Source organism: Uliginosibacterium silvisoli (assembly GCF_036017035.1).
Lineage (GTDB): Bacteria > Pseudomonadota > Gammaproteobacteria > Burkholderiales > Rhodocyclaceae > Viridibacterium > Viridibacterium silvisoli.
In genome coordinates this window covers 1,841,027-1,858,384 of the sequence record NZ_JAYXHS010000001.1, presented here as the reverse complement: position 1 = coordinate 1,858,384, position 17,358 = coordinate 1,841,027, and the positions used below count along the sequence as shown (strand labels likewise).

The 17,358-nt window shown below is 63.7% G+C and carries 14 protein-coding genes; 11 read left to right on the top strand and 3 right to left on the bottom strand.

Annotated elements, in window-relative coordinates; genetic code table 11:
* Positions 1–119 precede the first annotated feature (119 nt).
* Complete coding sequence (locus VVD49_RS08430) at positions 120–1,742, top strand: methyl-accepting chemotaxis protein (protein ID WP_327598695.1); 1,623 nt, start codon at positions 120–122, stop codon at positions 1,740–1,742.
* Between the two features lie 7 nt (positions 1,743–1,749).
* Here VVD49_RS08430 and VVD49_RS08425 read toward each other — a convergent pair whose 3' ends face one another.
* The 3 genes from VVD49_RS08425 to VVD49_RS08415 form a co-directional block, all read right to left on the bottom strand.
* Positions 1,750–3,189, bottom strand: coding sequence for a hypothetical protein (locus VVD49_RS08425; protein WP_327598694.1), 1,440 nt, complete (start codon positions 3,187–3,189; stop codon positions 1,750–1,752).
* Between the two features lie 95 nt (positions 3,190–3,284).
* A complete protein-coding gene (locus VVD49_RS08420; RefSeq protein ID WP_327598693.1) occupies positions 3,285–4,568 on the bottom strand; it encodes a hypothetical protein in 1,284 nt (427 codons plus the stop codon).
* A gap of 55 nt (positions 4,569–4,623) precedes the next feature.
* Positions 4,624–5,979, bottom strand: coding sequence for a hypothetical protein (locus tag VVD49_RS08415; protein ID WP_327598692.1), 1,356 nt, complete (start codon positions 5,977–5,979; stop codon positions 4,624–4,626).
* 136 nt (positions 5,980–6,115) lie between these two features.
* Here VVD49_RS08415 and VVD49_RS08410 point away from each other — a divergent pair, with 136 nt between their 5' ends.
* From VVD49_RS08410 to VVD49_RS08365, 10 genes are all read left to right on the top strand, one after another.
* Positions 6,116–6,892 carry a hypothetical protein gene (locus VVD49_RS08410; protein ID WP_327598691.1) on the top strand — a complete coding sequence of 259 codons (777 nt, stop codon included), beginning with the start codon at positions 6,116–6,118 and terminating at the stop codon, positions 6,890–6,892.
* 499 nt (positions 6,893–7,391) lie between these two features.
* Positions 7,392–8,387 (top strand): ABC transporter substrate-binding protein, encoded by a 996-nt coding sequence (locus VVD49_RS08405; RefSeq protein WP_327598690.1) that lies wholly within the window; start codon positions 7,392–7,394, stop codon positions 8,385–8,387.
* A gap of 275 nt (positions 8,388–8,662) precedes the next feature.
* Positions 8,663–9,730, top strand: coding sequence for an aromatic ring-hydroxylating dioxygenase subunit alpha (locus VVD49_RS08400; protein ID WP_327598689.1), 1,068 nt, complete (start codon positions 8,663–8,665; stop codon positions 9,728–9,730).
* A gap of 186 nt (positions 9,731–9,916) precedes the next feature.
* On the top strand, positions 9,917–10,939 hold the full coding sequence (locus VVD49_RS08395) for an aromatic ring-hydroxylating dioxygenase subunit alpha (protein WP_327598688.1): 1,023 nt from the start codon (positions 9,917–9,919) through the stop codon (positions 10,937–10,939).
* 46 nt (positions 10,940–10,985) lie between these two features.
* Complete coding sequence (locus tag VVD49_RS08390) at positions 10,986–11,981, top strand: ABC transporter substrate-binding protein (protein ID WP_327598687.1); 996 nt, start codon at positions 10,986–10,988, stop codon at positions 11,979–11,981.
* A gap of 1 nt (position 11,982) precedes the next feature.
* On the top strand, positions 11,983–12,972 hold the full coding sequence (locus VVD49_RS08385) for an isopenicillin N synthase family dioxygenase (protein WP_327598686.1): 990 nt from the start codon (positions 11,983–11,985) through the stop codon (positions 12,970–12,972).
* Between the two features lie 32 nt (positions 12,973–13,004).
* Positions 13,005–13,847: an ABC transporter ATP-binding protein gene (locus tag VVD49_RS08380; RefSeq protein WP_327598685.1), complete on the top strand. Its 843-nt coding sequence runs from the start codon at positions 13,005–13,007 to the stop codon at positions 13,845–13,847.
* Between the two features lie 9 nt (positions 13,848–13,856).
* Positions 13,857–14,663 (top strand): ABC transporter permease, encoded by an 807-nt coding sequence (locus VVD49_RS08375; protein ID WP_327598684.1) that lies wholly within the window; start codon positions 13,857–13,859, stop codon positions 14,661–14,663.
* A 216-nt stretch (positions 14,664–14,879) separates the two neighbouring features.
* The gene (locus tag VVD49_RS08370; protein WP_327598683.1) at positions 14,880–16,307 is read left to right on the top strand and encodes an amidohydrolase family protein; all 1,428 of its coding nucleotides are present in this window, start codon (positions 14,880–14,882) and stop codon (positions 16,305–16,307) included.
* Positions 16,304–17,338, top strand: a complete 1,035-nt coding sequence (locus VVD49_RS08365; RefSeq protein WP_327598682.1) for a PDR/VanB family oxidoreductase — start codon at positions 16,304–16,306, stop codon at positions 17,336–17,338. The genes VVD49_RS08370 and VVD49_RS08365 overlap by 4 nt, the downstream gene beginning before the upstream one ends.
* Positions 17,339–17,358 lie beyond the last annotated feature (20 nt).

Sequence of the window (17,358 nt, the reverse complement as noted above, 5' to 3'; positions counted from 1 at the left end):
TCGCCGGCACACCCCTCGGGCATGAGTACAACTACTCATGCCTCCACGGTAGAACTACCCATGTACTCCCCGCGCGAGCGGCCGTTAAGGCCAGTAACCCCCAACACTGGTACGCAACGATGTTCGCCAATCTCCCTCTCAAGACCAAGATGCTGGCCGTCGCCGCAGCAGCACTTGTCGGCATGCTCGCCGTCGGTACCATCGGCGCCTTCAGCCAGCGCAGTCACGCCTACGCTGAGCGCGAGGCCTTGTTGCGTTCCGTAGTCCAGAGCACACGCTCGCAACTGGCGTACTTCGAGAAGCTGGAGAAGGAAGGCAAGCTGTCGCGCGAAGAAGCGCAGGCGCAAGCCCGCGAGCTCGTTCGCAATGCGCGCTACGCCGGTACGGAATACATCTTCATCTTCGACACGGCGGGCAACAGCCTGCTGCTGCCTTCCGCACCGGAAAAAGAAAACAAGCCGATGATGGACGCCAAGGACGCGGACGGCGTCCCCTATGTCTCGCATCTGATAGACGCGGCGAAGAAGGGTGGCGATTTCGTGCATTACAAATTCGTACGCCTTGGCGGAACAGTCGCCGCAGACAAGACCTCCTATGCTGAACTCGTGCCCCAATGGGACTGGGCCATCGGCACCGGCATGTACGTCGATGACGTCGCCGCAGCGTTCCGCAAGGAGCTGCTGACCAGCCTGGCCATCGTCGCGGCACTGACCCTCGGCGTATTCGGCCTCGTCGTGGTGATCGGGCGCTCGGTGATCGCGCAGATCGGTGGCGAACCCGGTCATGCAGTGGCCATCATGAAACAGGTCGCCGAGGGAGACTTGCGTATGAGCGTGCCCTCCGCCGCTGCCGGCAGCGTGCTGGCCGAACTGAATGCATTGATCGGCAAGCTGCGCAGCATCGTGCAGGAAATCACTTCGGGTGCCGACCGCATTGCCACCGCTTCGCAGGAAATCAGCGTCACGTCTTCGACAGTTGCCGAAGGCGCGCACCAGCAATCCGATTCAGCACAGACCATGGCCGCCGCCATGGAAGAGCTGACCGTCAGCATCTCCCACATCTCCGAGCACGCAGCCCAGACCGAGCAGCATGCGCGCGGCGCCGCCGAACACGCGGAAGCAGGCAAGGAACAGGTGCAGAACGCGACCATGCAGATGCGCGACCTGGCCGGCGCAGTGGAAGACGCCAACACGCGCATCGAGAGCCTCAGCAAGCGCGCTGCGGCCGTCGGCACCATTGCCGCCTCCATCAAGGAAATTGCTTCGCAGACCAATCTGCTTGCGCTCAATGCAGCCATCGAGGCGGCACGTGCCGGCGAAACCGGGCGCGGCTTTGCCGTCGTTGCCGACGAGGTGCGCAAGCTGGCGGAACGTACCGCCACCGCCACGGTGGAAATCGAAACCATGCTGGGTGCCATCCAGACCGAGACCGGCGGTGCCGTCGAGGCCATGACAACCGCATCCAATCGCGTTGGCGCGAGTGTTGCCGCGGCTGAAGACTCAGCGCGCCTGCTCGACCTGATCACCGATGGCGCGACGCGCGCCACCAATCTCGTCAGCGAAGTGGCCGACTCCACGCGCGAACAAAGCACGGCCAGCACCAGCCTCGCCCAACAGGTCGAGCAGATCGCTCACATGGTGGAAACCACCTCGCAAGGTATGAGCGAGACAGCCCATGCCACACAGGAGCTGGAGCGCGTTGCCAGCCAGCTCAACGTGGTGGTGTCGCGCTTCCAGTGCTGAGTGAGGCTCAATCCATCCTGCACGGGTCAAGCTGGACGGCCTTGCCATCGCGGAAGCAGGTCACCGAGGTCGGGTACTTCGTGTCCGGCAGCAGGAACCCGCCTGGCCGCGTGTAGCCATAGATCGTCATGGGGCCATGCAGCTTGCCATCCTTCATCAGGGTGCGGCTGGCCAGTCGCAGTCCGTCGTAGCCCAGCGACTCGGCAGTGTTCGCCGAGGTCGGGCGCGTAAAGCTCGCTTTCAGCCCGCCGGAATATTTCTGCACGTCTGAATTGGCGAACAGCGCGACCGAGATGGATGCGGAGCGCGACTGCATCTGGTCGCCCTCGCTGTAGATCACCATGAAACTCTCGGACGGATCGCCCTGCATGCCTTTGCGCATCATGGCGTCGGTGGACGCATCGGCATAACGCGTCAGCGACGAGCCCGTGCGCGTGGCCACGTACCAGGGCCCGGCCGGCTTGCCACCCACGACCGTGCCGCGCACGTGCACCAGGCGCGGGCCGACATTGACCATGCCCTGGCTGGACCACACGCTGTTGCCAAACCCCCATAGCTCGAGTGGGCCGTTCAGCACGCCCTGGCTGCAAGTCGCCTGCACTGGCCAGATGCGAATGTCGCGCAGGTAGCTGAGGTAATCCGCGCTCATGCCCGGCTGCGCCAGCATGGCCTTGCGGTCTGAGGCAGACATGTCCCCCATGTCGGTCAGCCCGGCGAGTTTGCGCATGGCCTCGAAGGCGCCTTCGCAGGGCATGGCGATCGCCTGTGAAGGGGGGCGAAAACTTGCGCCCTCCTCGCCCACATAACTTACGACTTCCGTGCGAGCCTTTTGCAACCATTCCGCCATGCCGGCGTCGGGCGCGGGCGGTACATCCGTGTCGACACGTGCGCCAGGGCGTACACCACGCGGACAATCCGGGCAGTCCGCCGTCGGCGCAGCGCCCCGCGCGCGCAGCTCCGCGAGCAAGCCGTCGACGACAGGGTCGACGCGCTGGCGCTGCGCCGCCACGCTCTGCGTATAAGCAGCATTGTCCACGCGTGCCTGCTCTTCAGCGGCACGACGACGCACCTGCGCTTGCCGCTCAGCCTCCACTGCGGCCTGCTGGCGACGTGTCGCCTCGATACGCTCGCCCCCCGCTGTCAGGGTCTCCGGCCCCAGCGCAACTTCGATCCGCTTGGCCGTGCCACCCGCCACGCGCACCGTCTGTTCGAAGACGCGCTCACGCGTGTCACCGATCTTCTTCACGACACGTATCGCGTGGCTGCCTGCGGCCAATGTGATATCCACCGGGCATTCGCCTTTGAACTGGGCGTCAACAAAGACTTCTGCATCCTTGGCCTCGCCGTCGCAGAGCACACGCAACGCAGCGCTCTCGGCGACACTCTTCGTCTGAGCATTTGCCATCGGCACGACGACGGGCGCGCACACCGCGCCCAGCACCAACATCCGGACCAAAACCCCTCGCACGTCCCTTGCACACCCTCTCACACACCACCTCCAGCCTCGGATCCAGGAAACGACGCAGCCCGACGGGCAAGCGTTCATCGTTGCAACATGCCACCCGCCACGACGCGCTGCGACAGGCAGCCCGACGGTTCATCCCACTCCGCACGCAGCACCATCACCTGGGTGAAGTTGCTGAAAGCCACCTCGCGCATGCAGATCATCGTGCGACCGCCCCGCGGGCCGGGCTCATTCGCAGACAGTCCGCAATCGAGCCGGGTCCCCATGTCGCCTTCGAGCTTGGAGGACTCGTCGCGCGTCTTCAGGCCGAAGCGCTTGCCTGCCTGCAGCGGGAAAGGCTGACCCCAGGTCGACTCCACCACCGTGAGTGAATTGCGCGGACCGAACAGACCACCCTGGCGCCACTCCAGATTCAACAGCCCTCCCAACAGGTAGGTGCCCGATGCGCTGTTGACGATCTGGGGTACGCCGCTTTCCGACTCGACGTCAAACAGGCCATTGTCATTGCGCCGGCAGGTGCCGCGATTGATCTCGTTCGCGCTGCCGAGATCGAAGCTGAACTTGCGATTGCCGCCGGGCGTCACGAAGAACGCATCGCGCAACACGAACTCGCGCACGGCATCCTTGCCGCGGATCGCTACGTTCCTGACCGGCTCCGTCGGCAAAGCCAGCATCTGCGCAAGGGCATCAGCGTCCGCACGCCCCAGCGGCACGCCGAAGCGTGTGAGCTTGATGACGGCCTGGCGACTGCCGGCATCCGCCGCCCTGCCGTACCAACTGCGTGCGGTGCTCATGTCAGGCTTGCCGTCGACGCCCGTCTCGAAGAGCCCGCCCAGGGTGAGCATGGCGGCCACGTCGCCAGCGGCCGCCGCAGTCTCCAGCGCTGTCATCTGCTTGCGTAGCTCGCGTTCACGCTCAGCCCTCGCGCGTTGTGCCTGCTCGAGGCGTTCCCGCTCACGCTGCTCGACCTGCTCCCGCGCCACGCGCTCAGCCTCCAGGCGCTGCGTCTCGCGCACTTTCGCCGCGGCCGTCAGCTGCGGCAGGCCAAGCACGATCTCAAGTCGCTTGATCGTTCCCTCACCCACGCGGGTCTGCTGTTCGAACACGCGCTCGCGATCGGCGCCTGATGCCTTGACCGCACGGATGTTCAGGACGCCTTCCGGCACCGTCGCGTCGAACGGACATTCACCACGGAACTTGCCGTTGATGCTGACCTCGGCACCGAGACTGTCCCCATCGCAGAGAAAGCGTATGGCGGCGGTGCCGGGCGATTGTTGTGCGTGGGCCAGCGGCACGACGCCGAAAAGCAGACCGAACACCAGCCCCTGCGGGCGGCAGACACGAGAGAGTCGCTGAATCACGAGTACTCCAGAAAACAGTTGGACAGGAAACTTCCACCGACGCATCGAGCGGGCTTCACCACGACGCAGGCATGCCGTTCCAGATCTTGCGGATGTCGCGGTTCCAGGTCATTCCACCGGTATCGCCGACCGACAACTTGAATCCGCAGCCGAAGACAAAGCCCGTGTGCGACTTGCCATTGCGCTTGCGTGTCAGGGTGATCAGCCCGTCCGACAGTTGCCGGGCGTTCTCGCAGCCCACGCTCTTGAGCTGCTCCTCGCGCGTCTTCTCTCCCACGATGGTCTCGTCGACGCGGCCATCGCACCACCAGTACGTCTTCTTGTCGTTCTGCCAGCAAAATGCCAATGCTTCCGGCATGTTCTCTTTCGCCTGCTCGGCAGCGAGCTTTTCGGCCTCGCGGGCTTTCTTGCGCTCTTCCTCTTTCTCGCGCGCAATGCGTTCCTTCTCCGCCCGCTCCTTGTCGACGCGTTCCTTTTCGAGACGGGCCTGCTCTGCACGTTCCTTGTCAAGACGCTCGCGCTCCCTGCGCGCATCAGCTTCGCGCTGGGCGGCGGCCTGGCTTGCGGCGGCCTGACTCGCCGCTGCCTGGCTTGCTGCGGGCTGCGTACTGCCGCGCGAATCGTCCGTCAGCGCGGCCAGCGGAATACCGGCCGCCTTCGCGCCAGCGCGCAGGGCTTCATCATTGCTGACACCCGCGGCCGACGCCGTGGTGTAGATGCCATTCGAATTGCCGGCGGTGGCAACCCGTTGCGCAGACGGTGTTTGTGCGGGCGCTTGGGCAGACGCCTGCGCGACCGGTCGTTGCAGGGTCTGCCGGGCTGCGGCAATACGCGCCCGCTCTTCGGCGAATCGCTGTTGCTGCCGCGCGTTGTCGGCCGCGAACTGCTGCTGCATCTGGTTGAAGCGTTGCTGACCGGCCAGCTCCTGCGCGCGCTGGTTGCTGCGCAGCTGGGCGTAGGTGTCCAGCCCGGCCTTGACGGCGCCGAAAGCGGCCTGCCAGGCATTGTCGCGATTGGCCTGCTCTTCTGCGCGCGCCTCGGCGTCGGCCTGCTGCCGGCGGTAGCGCTCTTCGGCGAGCGCCAGCTGGCGCTCCTGCTCGGCGAGTGCATCCTCTTCGGCCTTGAGGCGTTTCCGCTCGGCGACGAGCGCCAGGGCCGCGCGCTCGACATCTGCCTTGTCCTTGCCGTTGTTGGCAAACTTGCGCGCCTTGCGCAGCTCGGCTTCGCTGCAATCGAAGTTGCGCGCACGCGTGCAACGATCGGCCTTCTCGATCGCCTCATCGAGGTCCATGCGATCAAGCTGGTCGAGCTTGTCGCTCATCTCCAGCAGGTCACCAACGGCGGCGTTGGCGGGACAGGTGAACACGGCCAGCAGGCCATACAGGAACCAGTGGCAGGTGAAACGGCGCATCGTCGGGGCTCTCGGCGGATTCGGCGGGATCGTTTCCCGTGCGCCAAGGCGCACACGGGCGTGCAGATTCTATCGGCACACGGGCGTCAACTTGTAGGGCAAGCATCACGCCGCGAGACAGACGGGGCGCGGCTCCGTGCCAGACCCGGCGCGGCCACGCGCGGTGTATCGTCTCGACTTCGTCGGGCGCCAGCGGCGCCATCCACCGCGCATCCCGACCTGGACGACGCAAGGCAGGAAGATCCTCAAGGAGAACATCGTGGCGAACTGGTTCAAGGAAGAGATCGCGCAGTTCGGCGAGACCGTCGACAGCTCCATCCAGAAAGCCAGCACGCAGATCCAGACCCACATCGACACCATTGGCGAGGAGCTGAACAAGCAGCGCTCGCTGACCAAGGCCGACGTGGAATCCCTGATCGACTACGCGGCGCTGAAATTCGGCACGGTGCTCGACGAGCGCGTCGAAAAGGCCAAGACTGAGTTTGCCGCGCTGGTGACGGAGAAAGTCGCCGAAGTGCGCACGCAGCTTTCCGAAGCGGCAGACGAGCAGAAGAAAATGGCGGTCAGGAATGCCACGGTGGCCGTCGGCGCCGCGCTGCTGATCGGCATCCTGTCGCTGGCATACCGCAAGGTCCTGCATGGCGAGGTCGACCTGCTGACGATCTTCCGCATTTCGCTGCTGGCCATGGCCTGCGGCCAACTGGTGTGGCTGGCACAGCGCTACCTGATCCGCTTCATGAACCTGAACCGCACGCGCAAGAACATGTTCATCGTTGGCTCACAGTACATCGGCGTACTCAGCCCGAAGGGCGCACTCAGCCAGTTGCTGGCCTTTCTCGTGATCGCACTCCTGTGGCTGGTCGTGAGCTTCTGGCCGCAGATCTCGCTGCACTTGTCGAGAATCCTGGGATAGCACAGTCGGAGCTCCTGCCGAAACGGCCGGCAGCGGAGCAGTGATCGCCGCCGCTGAGGCCCGGGCACAAGTGCGGTGCGTGCATGCCCCATCAGATACCACGACACGCGCCCGCTCAGGCCAGCATGGCCGGCGGATTGCCATTCAATTGACATTTCGCTGCCACGAAAATGCTTGCCACTCCTTGATCTCCATCAACAAGCCGGCGGAATTTTCCCTTAATGGCACAGGGGTTGCTTTAAGGAGGGTGGAGTAGAAGCTGTCAGCTGCGGTTGCCATCAGTTTTCAACGAGGTCTTCCACAGCAGGTCATTGCTCCGGTAGCAGTCGCTTGTCGACTGCTGCGCACCCGGTACCGGGTGCTTGTGTTCGTTACGGAACGCAACGGGGATCCTTGCTACTTCGTCATGAAGTCGTTCATCCAGAACGATGCCAGCCCCCAGCGTGTTCCGGTTCCCCGCACTTGAATTCAAGTGCGAACTTCTCAACGGAGAACCAGCATGCTTCACACATCCAGTCTCAAATCATTCTTCTCTCGCAGCGTGCTTGCTTCCATTGCCGCGCTCACCCTTGCCACGCCTGCCCATGCCGACGACAAGGTCACCTTCCTCACTTCGTGGTTTGCGCAGGCCGAGCATGGTGGTTTCTACCAGGCCGTCGCGAAAGGCATCTACAAGAAATACGGCCTCGACGTCACCGTGAAAATGGGCGGACCGCAGGTCAACGGCATGCAGTTGCTTACCGCGGGCCAGGCTGACTTCATCATGGGTTATGACTTCCAGGTACTGAACTCGATCGAGAAGGGGCTGCCCGTCGTCACCGTCGGCACGTCTTTCCAGAAAGACCTGCAGGGCATCATGACGCACGACGACGTGAAGAGCCTGGCCGAACTCAAGGGCAAGACCATCCTCGCCGGCACCACCGCGCACACCAGCTGGATTCCGTGGATCAAGGCCAAGTACGGTTTCACCGATTCGCAGTTCCGCACCTACACCTTCAACCTGCAACCCTTCTTCGCCGACCCGACCCTGTCGCAACAGGCCTACCCGTCGTCCGAGCCCTTCCAGGCGATGAAGAACAACGTGAAGGCCAACTTCTTCCTGTTCGCCGATGAGGGCTACCCGCCATATGGCACCACCATCGTCAGCACGCAGAAGCTCGTCGCCGAGAAACCTGACCTCGTCGCGCGCTTCGTCAAGGCGTCGATCGAGGGCTGGAAGAGCTACCTCGCCGATCCTGCTGCCGCGAACGAGCTGATCAAGAAAGACAACCCGAAGATGGACGACGAGCAGATTGCGTATGGCATCAAGCGCATGAAGGAGTTGAAGGTCTTCGACGGCGGCGATGCGGCAAAACTCGGCGCGGGGATCATGACCGATGCGCGCTGGGAAGCGACCTACAAGTTCATGGTGGGTGCGGGCTTGCTGAAGGCGGATACGGACTGGAAGAAGGCTTACACGACGCAGTTCGTGAAGGATCTGAAGATCATGCCTTGATTGAACCCTGCCCTCACCCGGCCTGACGGCCACCCTCTCCCATGCTTGGGAGAGGGGACTGCAACGAGGGGGCCGGTCTTGATGCATCGGACACTGTCTGCCGTCCCCTCTACCGCTTGCGGGAGAGGGTGTCGCGACAGCGACGGGTGAGGGGCGATGACAACGCGCAATAGACACACGCCGCAAATGGCACAGCAGCAACTCAGCGAAGGCGACCATCTTGGCGCGCCGGCTGAAGGCGAGGAGAGATCGCCACCAGGCATGGAGAAGCTCACATGCTCGTCACACAACAGAAAGTCCTGCGTCGTTTCTGGTACGCGATCATGCCGATCAGCAAGCTCGACGCCGGCCCGCAGCCCTTCACGCTACTCGGCGAGAAGATCGTCCTCTGGAAGAAATCCGACGGCACGCCCGCCGCATTGCGCGACCGTTGCTGTCACCGCACGGCGAAGCTCTCGAAGGGCTTCGTCGAGGGCGATCATATCGTCTGCGGCTATCACGGTTGGCAATACGACTGCAGCGGCAGCTGCGTGAAGATTCCGCAAGCGCCTGCGATGGCAATTCCCGCCGGCGCAAAAGTCCCGGCCTTCCCCTGCCAGGAGAAATACGGCTACGTGTGGGTTGCGCTCGAAGATCCGCTCAAGCCCATCATGGACATTCCGGAACACGCTGAAGGCAGTTATCGCTGCATCCAGCAGTTCGATGTGAGCTGGAAAACGGGCGCGCTGCGCCTGATGGAAAACTCCTTCGACGCTGCGCATTTCGCCTTCGTGCACAAAGGCACCTTCGGCCAGTTCTCGCAGCAGAAGCCGGAGTTCTTCGGCATCACGGAAACCGACTACGGCTTCGAAGCCGAGACAAAGCTCACCATCAACAACCCGCCGGCCTCGCATCGCATCACCGGTACGACCGAGCCGACAACGCGGCGCCACTTCCGTAACCAGTGGCACCTGCCCTTCAACCGTCGCCTGGGCCTCAACTATCCGAACGGGCTCGAGCATCTGATCATCACCTGCGCCACGCCGATCGATGACGAAAACATACAGATCCTGCAATGGCTGTACCGCAACGACACGGAAGCGGATTGCCCGGCCGCCGAGCTGAACGAATGGGACCTGCGCGTCATTGCAGAGGACAAGGAAATTCTTGAAACGGTGGATGCCGATGCACCGGTGGATCTCGGGCGGCGGGTCGAGCAGAACATGGCGGCGGATCAGCCGGGCTTGATCATGCGGAAGCGGTTGCTGGCTTTGCTTGAGCAACACGGGGAGCAGGAGGTGCATCGTGCAGCGAAGACGATTATTCCGATTCGTGAGGTCACCACCTGCCCTCTCCCGGCCTGACGGCCACCCTCTCCCGCAAGCGGGCGAGGGAACGGCAGCGACCATCACGTGGCAGTTCCCTCTCCCCCGCCGGGGAGAGGGTGGCCGTCAGGCCGGGTGAGGGCAGCTCTCGAAAGAATGGAAAGACCAGCGAAGGCGACCACATCGGCACACCGGCTGGCGTAGTAAAGATTGAGGAGTAGAAACATGTTGGTTACGAAACAGAAAGTTCTGCGTCGCTTCTGGTACGCACTGATGCCGATGACATCGCTCGACGACGGCCCCAAGCCCTTCACCCTGCTCGGTGAGAAGATCGTTCTCTGGAAGAAAGCGGACGGCACGCCCGCCGCGCTGCGCGACCGTTGCTGCCATCGCACGGCGCAGTTGTCGAAAGGCTTCGTCGAGGGCGACAACATCGTCTGTGGTTATCACGGCTGGACTTACGACTGCAGTGGCGCCTGCGTGAAGATTCCGCAGAGCCCCGGCACGGCCATTCCCTCGGGCGCGAAAGTCGACGCCTTCCACTGCCAGGAAAAATACGGCTATGTGTGGGTCGCGCTGGAAGACCCGTTGCGCGACATTCCGCACTTCCCCGAAGACAGTTCGCCCGAGCATCGCCGCATCTTCCAGTTCTACGAGCAATGGAAGACCAGCCCGCTGCGCATGATGGAGAACTCCTTCGACAACTCGCACTTCAGCTTCGTGCACAAGGCCAACTTCGGCATCCTCGATCAGCCGACGCCAGCACCTTACGAGTTCCGCGACACCGACTATGGTTTCGAAGCGGAAACTCGCGTGCCGATCCGCAATCCGGAAGCGAGCTTTGCCATCACCGGCACCACCGACCCGATCACCGAGCGTCACCTGATCAACCGCTACTACCTGCCCTTCTGCCGCCGCTTCGGCTGCAAGTACCCGGCCAGTGGCATCGATCACATCATCTACAACTGCGCCACGCCGATCGATGACGAGAACATGATTCTCGTGCAGTGGCTGTATCGCAACGACAGCGAAGAATCCGTCAGCACGCAGGCACTGATCGACTGGGACGCGGCCATCACGGCCGAGGACCGCGACATCCTTGAAGCGACCGATGCGGATGCCTGCGTCGATACGCGTCGCCGCGTGGAATTCCACATGCCCTCTGACAAGCCCGGCCTGATGATCCGCAAACAGCTGATGGACCTGCTCACCGCGCACGGCGAAGAGGAGATTCATCGTGGCTCATGACTTCATGCCTCAGTTCGCCTCTTTCTCAATTCACCGGAGATTCACCATGCACAAGCTCACCCTCATCGCCACCGCACTCGTGGGTCTCTCCAGCTTGTCCGCACAGGCGGCCGAGAAAATCCGTTTCGGTCTCAACTGGCTGCCGCAGGCCGAGATGTGCGGCTTCTACCAGGCGAAGGCAACGGGCCTCTACGACAAGGCCGGGCTCGACGTAGACATCATCCCCGGCGGGCCAGACCGCAATATCCCGCTGATCGTTGCCTCGGGCGAGCTGGACCTTGCCATGGGCTCGAGCTTCACGACGCTCAACATGGTCAATCAGAAGATCCCTGCGAAGACCATTGCGGCCTATCTGCAGAAGGATCCGCAGACACTCGTCGCGCATGCCGATCAGGGCGTGAAGACGCTGGCCGATCTCAAGGGTCGCCCCATCATGGTGGCGAAGTTCTCGCAGGCGGAGTTCTGGCAATTCCTCAAGCAGAAGCACGGCTTCTCGGACAGCCAGCTGCGGCCCTACACCTACTCCGCTGCGCCCTTCCTCAACAATCCGAAAGCCGTGCAGCAGGGCTACATCACCGAAGACGCGATGCTGCTCGGCAAGGAGCTGCCCAAGCCGCCCGTCTCCATCCTGCTCGCTGACTACGGTTACCAGAACTACGCGACCACCGTGTTCGGCATGAACAGCACGCTGGAGAAACGCAAGGCTGCTGTCGCCGCCTTCATCGACGCCAGCCGTCAGGGCTGGGAGCAATGCGTGCAGGGCGATTACACACCCGCATTGAAAGCGACGCTGGTCGCCAACCCACAACACGGCGAGCCGCTCTACCACTTCAAGATGAAACAGATGCGCGAGCTTGGCCTGATCGACAGCGGCGATGCGAAGAAGGGCGGGCTTGGCGCGATGAGCGATGCGCGCTGGAAGGCGTTCTTCACCACCATGGCCGCAGCAGGCGTCTACCCTGCCAAGCTCGACTACAAAGCCGCCTACACGCTTGATTTCGTCAGCGCTGGGCCAGCCGCGGGCAAGAGCGGAGAGAAATGAGATGGCGACGCAGACGATAGTGCCCGTCATCGATATGACGGGCTTCCTGCACGGCAATGCGGCCGACAAGGCTGACATCGCGCGCCAGTTCGGCGCCGCATTCGAGCAGGTCGGCTTCGCGGCCATCGTCGGTCATGGCGTGCCGGAGACGCTGGCGCAGGAGATGTACGCGCAGGCCAGCAACTTCTTCGCACGACCGTTCGCCGAGAAGGTCGCACACATGCCGCCGGAAGCTGCAAAGGGCCGCGGCTACCTGCCGCTGGGCATCGAAAGCGTGGCTGCCACGCTTGCCGGTGAAACGCCTCCCGACCTGTGCGAAGCGCTGGTCTTCGGCTCGCTGCAACGCGAGCGCGCCGGGCTTGGCAAAGCCAACATCTGGCCAACGGAGCCGGCCGCGCTGAGTCCTTGCGTGAATGCCTGGTTCGACGCCATGCACGCGCTTTGCGGCCAGCTGATGCGCATGTCCGCGCTGGCGCTGGATCTGCCCGAGGATCACTTCGAGTCGAGTTTCACCGAGCCCTCGCTGACGCTGCGCTTCGTCAACTATCCCGATCAGATCGAGCCGCCCGCAGCCGGGCAGCTGCGCTATGGCGCCCACCATGACTACGGCGGCCTCACCATCCTGCGCCAGGATCCAGCGCAAGGCGGCCTGCAGATATGCCGAAGGGATGACAACGGCAATGACACATGGCACGACGTGCCCGCCATTCCCGGAAGTTTCGTCATCAATGCGGGCGACCTCATGGCACGCTGGACCAATGACCGCTGGCGTTCGACGCTGCATCGCGTGAGCAACCCGCCGCGTCATCTCAGTGGCTCGACGCGGCGCCTGTCGATGGTCGCCTTCACCGGCCCCAATGACGCGACCGAAGTCCGTTGCCTGCCCACCTGCCGCAGTGCCGATGCACCGCCGCTCTATCAACCCGTACTGGCCGGTGACTACATCCGCCAGAAGCTCGCGGCCTCCATGGATATCGGCAAAGCTGCCTGACCATGACGCGACCAGAAGAAAAGGAAGACTCCATGCTGATGAAATACAGCGAGATCGCCCCCGACGACGCCTCAGGCGACCTTGGCGAACGACTCACGCCCGATGCGAACACCGTGCTCTTCGCCAATCGTGTCGAGAAGACCTATGGCAACGGCACGCGTGCCCTCGATGAAGTGCGCCTGCGCATCCAGCGCGGTGACTTCGTCTCCCTGCTCGGCCCGTCGGGCTGCGGCAAGAGCACGCTCTTGAAGATGTACGCCGGCCTCGAAGCCCCTTCGCACGGCCACCTGCGCTGGCTGGGTACGGATACACCCGCGAAGAGCGGCCTGAAGATCGCGATGGTGTTCCAGGAAGCCACGCTGATGCCCTGGGCCAATATCGCAACGAACGTGCGCCTGCCACTGGACCTCGCCGGTGTGCCACGCGCGGAAGCGGACGCCCGCGTCGAGAGAGCATTGGAACCCGTCGGCCTCGGCGCTTTCGGTAAAGCCTATCCGCGCGAGTTGTCCGGCGGCATGCAGATGCGTGCCTCCATCGCGCGCGCACTGGTCACCGAACCGGATGTGTTGTTGATGGACGAACCCTTCGGCGCGCTCGACGAGTTCACGCGCAACAAGCTCGATGCCGACCTGCGCGCGCTGTGGGCTGCACGCAACCAGCAGCTCACCGTCGTGTTCGTCACGCACAGCATCTACGAGTCCGTGTACCTGTCGAGCCGCGTCGTGATGATGGCAGCACGCCCCGGTCGCATCGTCGCCGACGTAGCGATTCCCGAACCGGTACGCGACGAGGAGTTCCGCCTGTCCGATGGCTTCGCCCACCACTGCCGCGACCTGTCGGCACGCCTGCACGCCGCCAGCGGCGGCCAGCATTAGGAGAAGGTCATGAACATCAAGATGAAAACGCCGCTTCTGCACAAACCCGCTGTCGTGAAGATCGTCGCGCCGCTGATAGTCGGCGCAGTCCTGCTGATCGCCTGGCAGATTCTCTGCGTCGCATGGAAGGTGCCCATCTACCTCATTCCGAAGCCGACCGACATCCTCACCACGCTGTGGACCGACGGCCCCGGCCTGCTGCGCGCGCTGGGCGTGACACTGAAGATCACCTTCCTCGCCTTCTTCACGGCAGTCGTGCTGGGTGTCATCGCGGCCTTCCTGTTCGTGCAGAGCAAACTGATCGAGACCAGCCTGTTCCCTTACGCGATCCTGCTGCAGGTCACGCCCGTAGTCGCCATCGCACCACTGATCATCATCTGGGTGAAGAACCCGACGCTGGCGCTGGTGGTGTGCGCAACCCTGGTGGCCCTGTTCCCCATCATCTCCAACACGGTACTGGGCCTGCGCAGTGTGAATCCGGGCCTGCTCAACCTGTTCCGACTCAACGGTGCCAACCGCTGGCAGACACTGGTACGCCTGCGTATTCCAAGTGCATTGCCTTACTTCTTCGGCGGCCTGCGCATCTCGAGCGGCCTCGCACTGATCGGCGCGGTCGTCGCGGAGTTCGTGGCAGGTACAGGCGGTACGGGTGCGGGGCTGGCTTACGAGATCCTGCAGGCGGGCTTCCAGATCAACATCCCGCGCCTGTTTGCTGCGCTGGTGCTGATCTCGATTACGGGCGTCATGCTGTTCTCGATAATGGCTTGGCTGGCCAAGATCTCTCTCTCGCATTGGCATGAAAGTGAGATGGGCTAGCACCAGCGCTCAAGCTGGATCGCTCCCAATAAGTACCCTTCCCCCTCTCCCGGCCTGACGGCCACCCTCTCCCTCAGGGAGAGGGGACTGCAACGTGCACGCGGACTCCAGCCGTTCCCTCCCCCGCGGGGGAAGGTGCCCGGAGGGCGGGAGAGGGGAAATCGCTCGCGCCCCAACTCACAGACTTGTCGCACAGAAAAATTTGAAGGCAACGCCATGACCTCCCTACTCATCAAGAACGCCACCGCCATCCTCACCGGCTTGCCCGGCGACAAGGCCCGCCACGCCGGCCCCGATATCCGCATCACCGACGGCAAGATCGCAGCCATTGGCCAACTCACCGCAGCTCCCGGCGAGCATACCCTCGACGCCACCGACTGCGTCATCTATCCCGCCTGGATCAACACCCATCACCACCTCTTCCAGGCGCTGCTCAAGGGTGAGCCGCAAGGCATCAATGCGACGCTCACACCCTGGCTGGCGGCAACGCCCTACCGCTTCCGTGGCGCATTCGATGCAGAGTCCTTCCGCCTCGCAGCGCGCATCGGCCTCGTCGAGCTCGCGCTGTCCGGCTGCGCCACGGTCGCCGACCACAACTATCTCTACTACCCCGGCCAGGACTTCGATACCTCGGCCATCCTCTTCGAGGAAGCCGACGCGCTGGGTCTGCGTTTCGTGCTGTGCCGTGGCGGCGCGACGATCACGCGCCAACTCGAGGCGGAGCTGCCGCAAGCATTGCGACCTGAAACCATGGACGCTTACATGACCGACATGGAGCGCCTCGCCGCGCGTTATCACGACGCCTCCCCCACGGCGATGCGCCGCGTGGTGATGGCACCGACGACGCCGCCGCATTCGATGCGCCCCGAAGAGCTTCGCGAGTGCGCAGCGCTGGCGCGCAAGCTCGGCCTGCGCCTGCACTCGCATCTCTCCGAGACCGTTGCCTACCAGGACAGCGTGTTCGGTACGCACGGCATCAGCCCGGTGCGCTTCTGCGAGTCCATCGACTGGCTCGGCAATGACGTCTGGTTCGCCCATCTCGTCAAACTCGATCCGGACGAGATTGCCCTGCTCGGTGCGACGCGTACCGGCATCGCGCATTGCCCGCAAAGCAACGGCCGCCTGGGTAGCGGCATCGCGCCGATCCGCGCGCTCGAAGCGGCGGGCGTACCCATTTCCATCGGCGTCGACGGCGCGGCTTCCAACGAGGCGGCCGACATGATCTCGGAAGTTCACGCCACCTGGCTCATGCAGCGCGCCAAGGGCGGCGAAGCGGCGACGCCCAAGTTTCGCGCTGGCTCGGGCGAAGCCGGTGCCGACGAGGCAAGCGTGGAGGAGGTCGTGCGCTGGGGTACGGCAGGCGGGGCAGCCGTGCTGGGCCTGCCCGGCACCGGCACGCTGGCAGCGGGTCAGGCGGCTGACATCGCGATCTACGACCTGTCACGCAACCCGCGCTACTTCGGTTTGCACGATCCCGCCATCGGCCCGGTAGCAAGTGGTGGCACAGCGCATCTGCGTGCGCTGCTCGTGGGCGGCCGACAGATTGTCAGCGAAGGCGCCCTGCCCGGCCTCGACATGGCCGAGCTGGCCCATCAATCGCGCACGGCTGTGCGGAAACTCATCGCGCGCGCGGAGGCAGCATGAGCACGAGCCTTACCAGCGCGCCCGATCAGCTCCGGCCTGTTGCCTCTTCCGTGTCGAACAGCGCCCCCTCCTTCATCGACACGCTCGTCCGCAGCGTGCGCATCGAGGCGGAAGATATCCGCAGCTTCGAGCTTGCCCCCCTGCCTGGTGAACAACTGCCTGACTGGACGCCCGGCGCCCACATCCAGGTGCGGCTGGCAGGCGGCCTTACGCGCGCTTACTCGCTGTGCAACCACCCCGGCGAGACGGGCAGCTATCGCATCGCCGTCAAGCTCGAAGCGCAATCACGTGGCGGCTCGCGCGCCATGCATGGTCTGGCCCCCGGCGACCGTGTGCAGATATCCGCGCCACGCAATCTGTTCGGACTCGACATGGCGGCGACCGCCCATGTACTGATCGCCGGCGGCATCGGGGTCACGCCGCTCTACGCCATGTTCAACGCACTGAAGGATCACGCAGAATGCGAAATGCATTACTTCGCGCGCAGCAATCTGCATGCAGCCTTCAGCGATAGACTGAGTCAGCGCAGCCACCTGCATCATGGACTCGACGCCGAGGGGACATTGCAGACCTTGCGTGCACTTGCCGCCATGCATGCGCGACGCCCCGGCACGGTGTTCTACACCTGTGGCCCCGCTGCCTTCATGGATGCGGTGGAAAAGACGCTCGCCGCTGCGGGCATACCTGCCGCGCAACTACGCAGCGAACGCTTCGGCACCGAAGCTACGCCCGCGAAACCTGTTTCCGGCGAGGCCCTGCCCAGCGGCAGTTTCCGCATCGTCTTCGCACGCAGCAAGATAGAGGCGGAGGTGACGCGGGGCGAGTCCATCATTGGCGTCGCTCGCGCGCATGGTGTAGACATCCCAAGCTCCTGCGAGCAAGGCGTGTGCGGCGCATGCCTGAGCGATGTACTCGATGGCACGCCGGAACATCTGGATGCCTATCTTTCGAGCGCCGAGCAGGCCGGTAACAAGCTCATCCTGCCCTGCGTGTCGCGCTGTGCAGGCGCATGCCTGGTCATCGACCGCTGATTCCGCCGCCATACCCCTGT

Excerpts from the sequence above, each read along its gene's own strand:
- VVD49_RS08430 (WP_327598695.1), top strand. The coding sequence starts at position 120 with ATGTTCGCCAATCTCCCTCTCAAGACCAAGATGCTGGCCGTCGCCGCA.
- VVD49_RS08425 (WP_327598694.1), bottom strand. The coding sequence starts at position 3,189 with ATGTTGGTGCTGGGCGCGGTGTGCGCGCCCGTCGTCGTGCCGATGGCA.
- VVD49_RS08415 (WP_327598692.1), bottom strand. The coding sequence starts at position 5,979 with ATGCGCCGTTTCACCTGCCACTGGTTCCTGTATGGCCTGCTGGCCGTG.
- VVD49_RS08405 (WP_327598690.1), top strand. The coding sequence starts at position 7,392 with ATGCTTCACACATCCAGTCTCAAATCATTCTTCTCTCGCAGCGTGCTT.
- VVD49_RS08400 (WP_327598689.1), top strand. The coding sequence starts at position 8,663 with ATGCTCGTCACACAACAGAAAGTCCTGCGTCGTTTCTGGTACGCGATC.
- VVD49_RS08395 (WP_327598688.1), top strand. The coding sequence starts at position 9,917 with ATGTTGGTTACGAAACAGAAAGTTCTGCGTCGCTTCTGGTACGCACTG.
- VVD49_RS08390 (WP_327598687.1), top strand. The coding sequence starts at position 10,986 with ATGCACAAGCTCACCCTCATCGCCACCGCACTCGTGGGTCTCTCCAGC.
- VVD49_RS08385 (WP_327598686.1), top strand. The coding sequence starts at position 11,983 with ATGGCGACGCAGACGATAGTGCCCGTCATCGATATGACGGGCTTCCTG.
- VVD49_RS08380 (WP_327598685.1), top strand. The coding sequence starts at position 13,005 with ATGCTGATGAAATACAGCGAGATCGCCCCCGACGACGCCTCAGGCGAC.
- VVD49_RS08375 (WP_327598684.1), top strand. The coding sequence starts at position 13,857 with ATGAACATCAAGATGAAAACGCCGCTTCTGCACAAACCCGCTGTCGTG.
- VVD49_RS08370 (WP_327598683.1), top strand. The coding sequence starts at position 14,880 with ATGACCTCCCTACTCATCAAGAACGCCACCGCCATCCTCACCGGCTTG.
- VVD49_RS08365 (WP_327598682.1), top strand. The coding sequence starts at position 16,304 with ATGAGCACGAGCCTTACCAGCGCGCCCGATCAGCTCCGGCCTGTTGCC.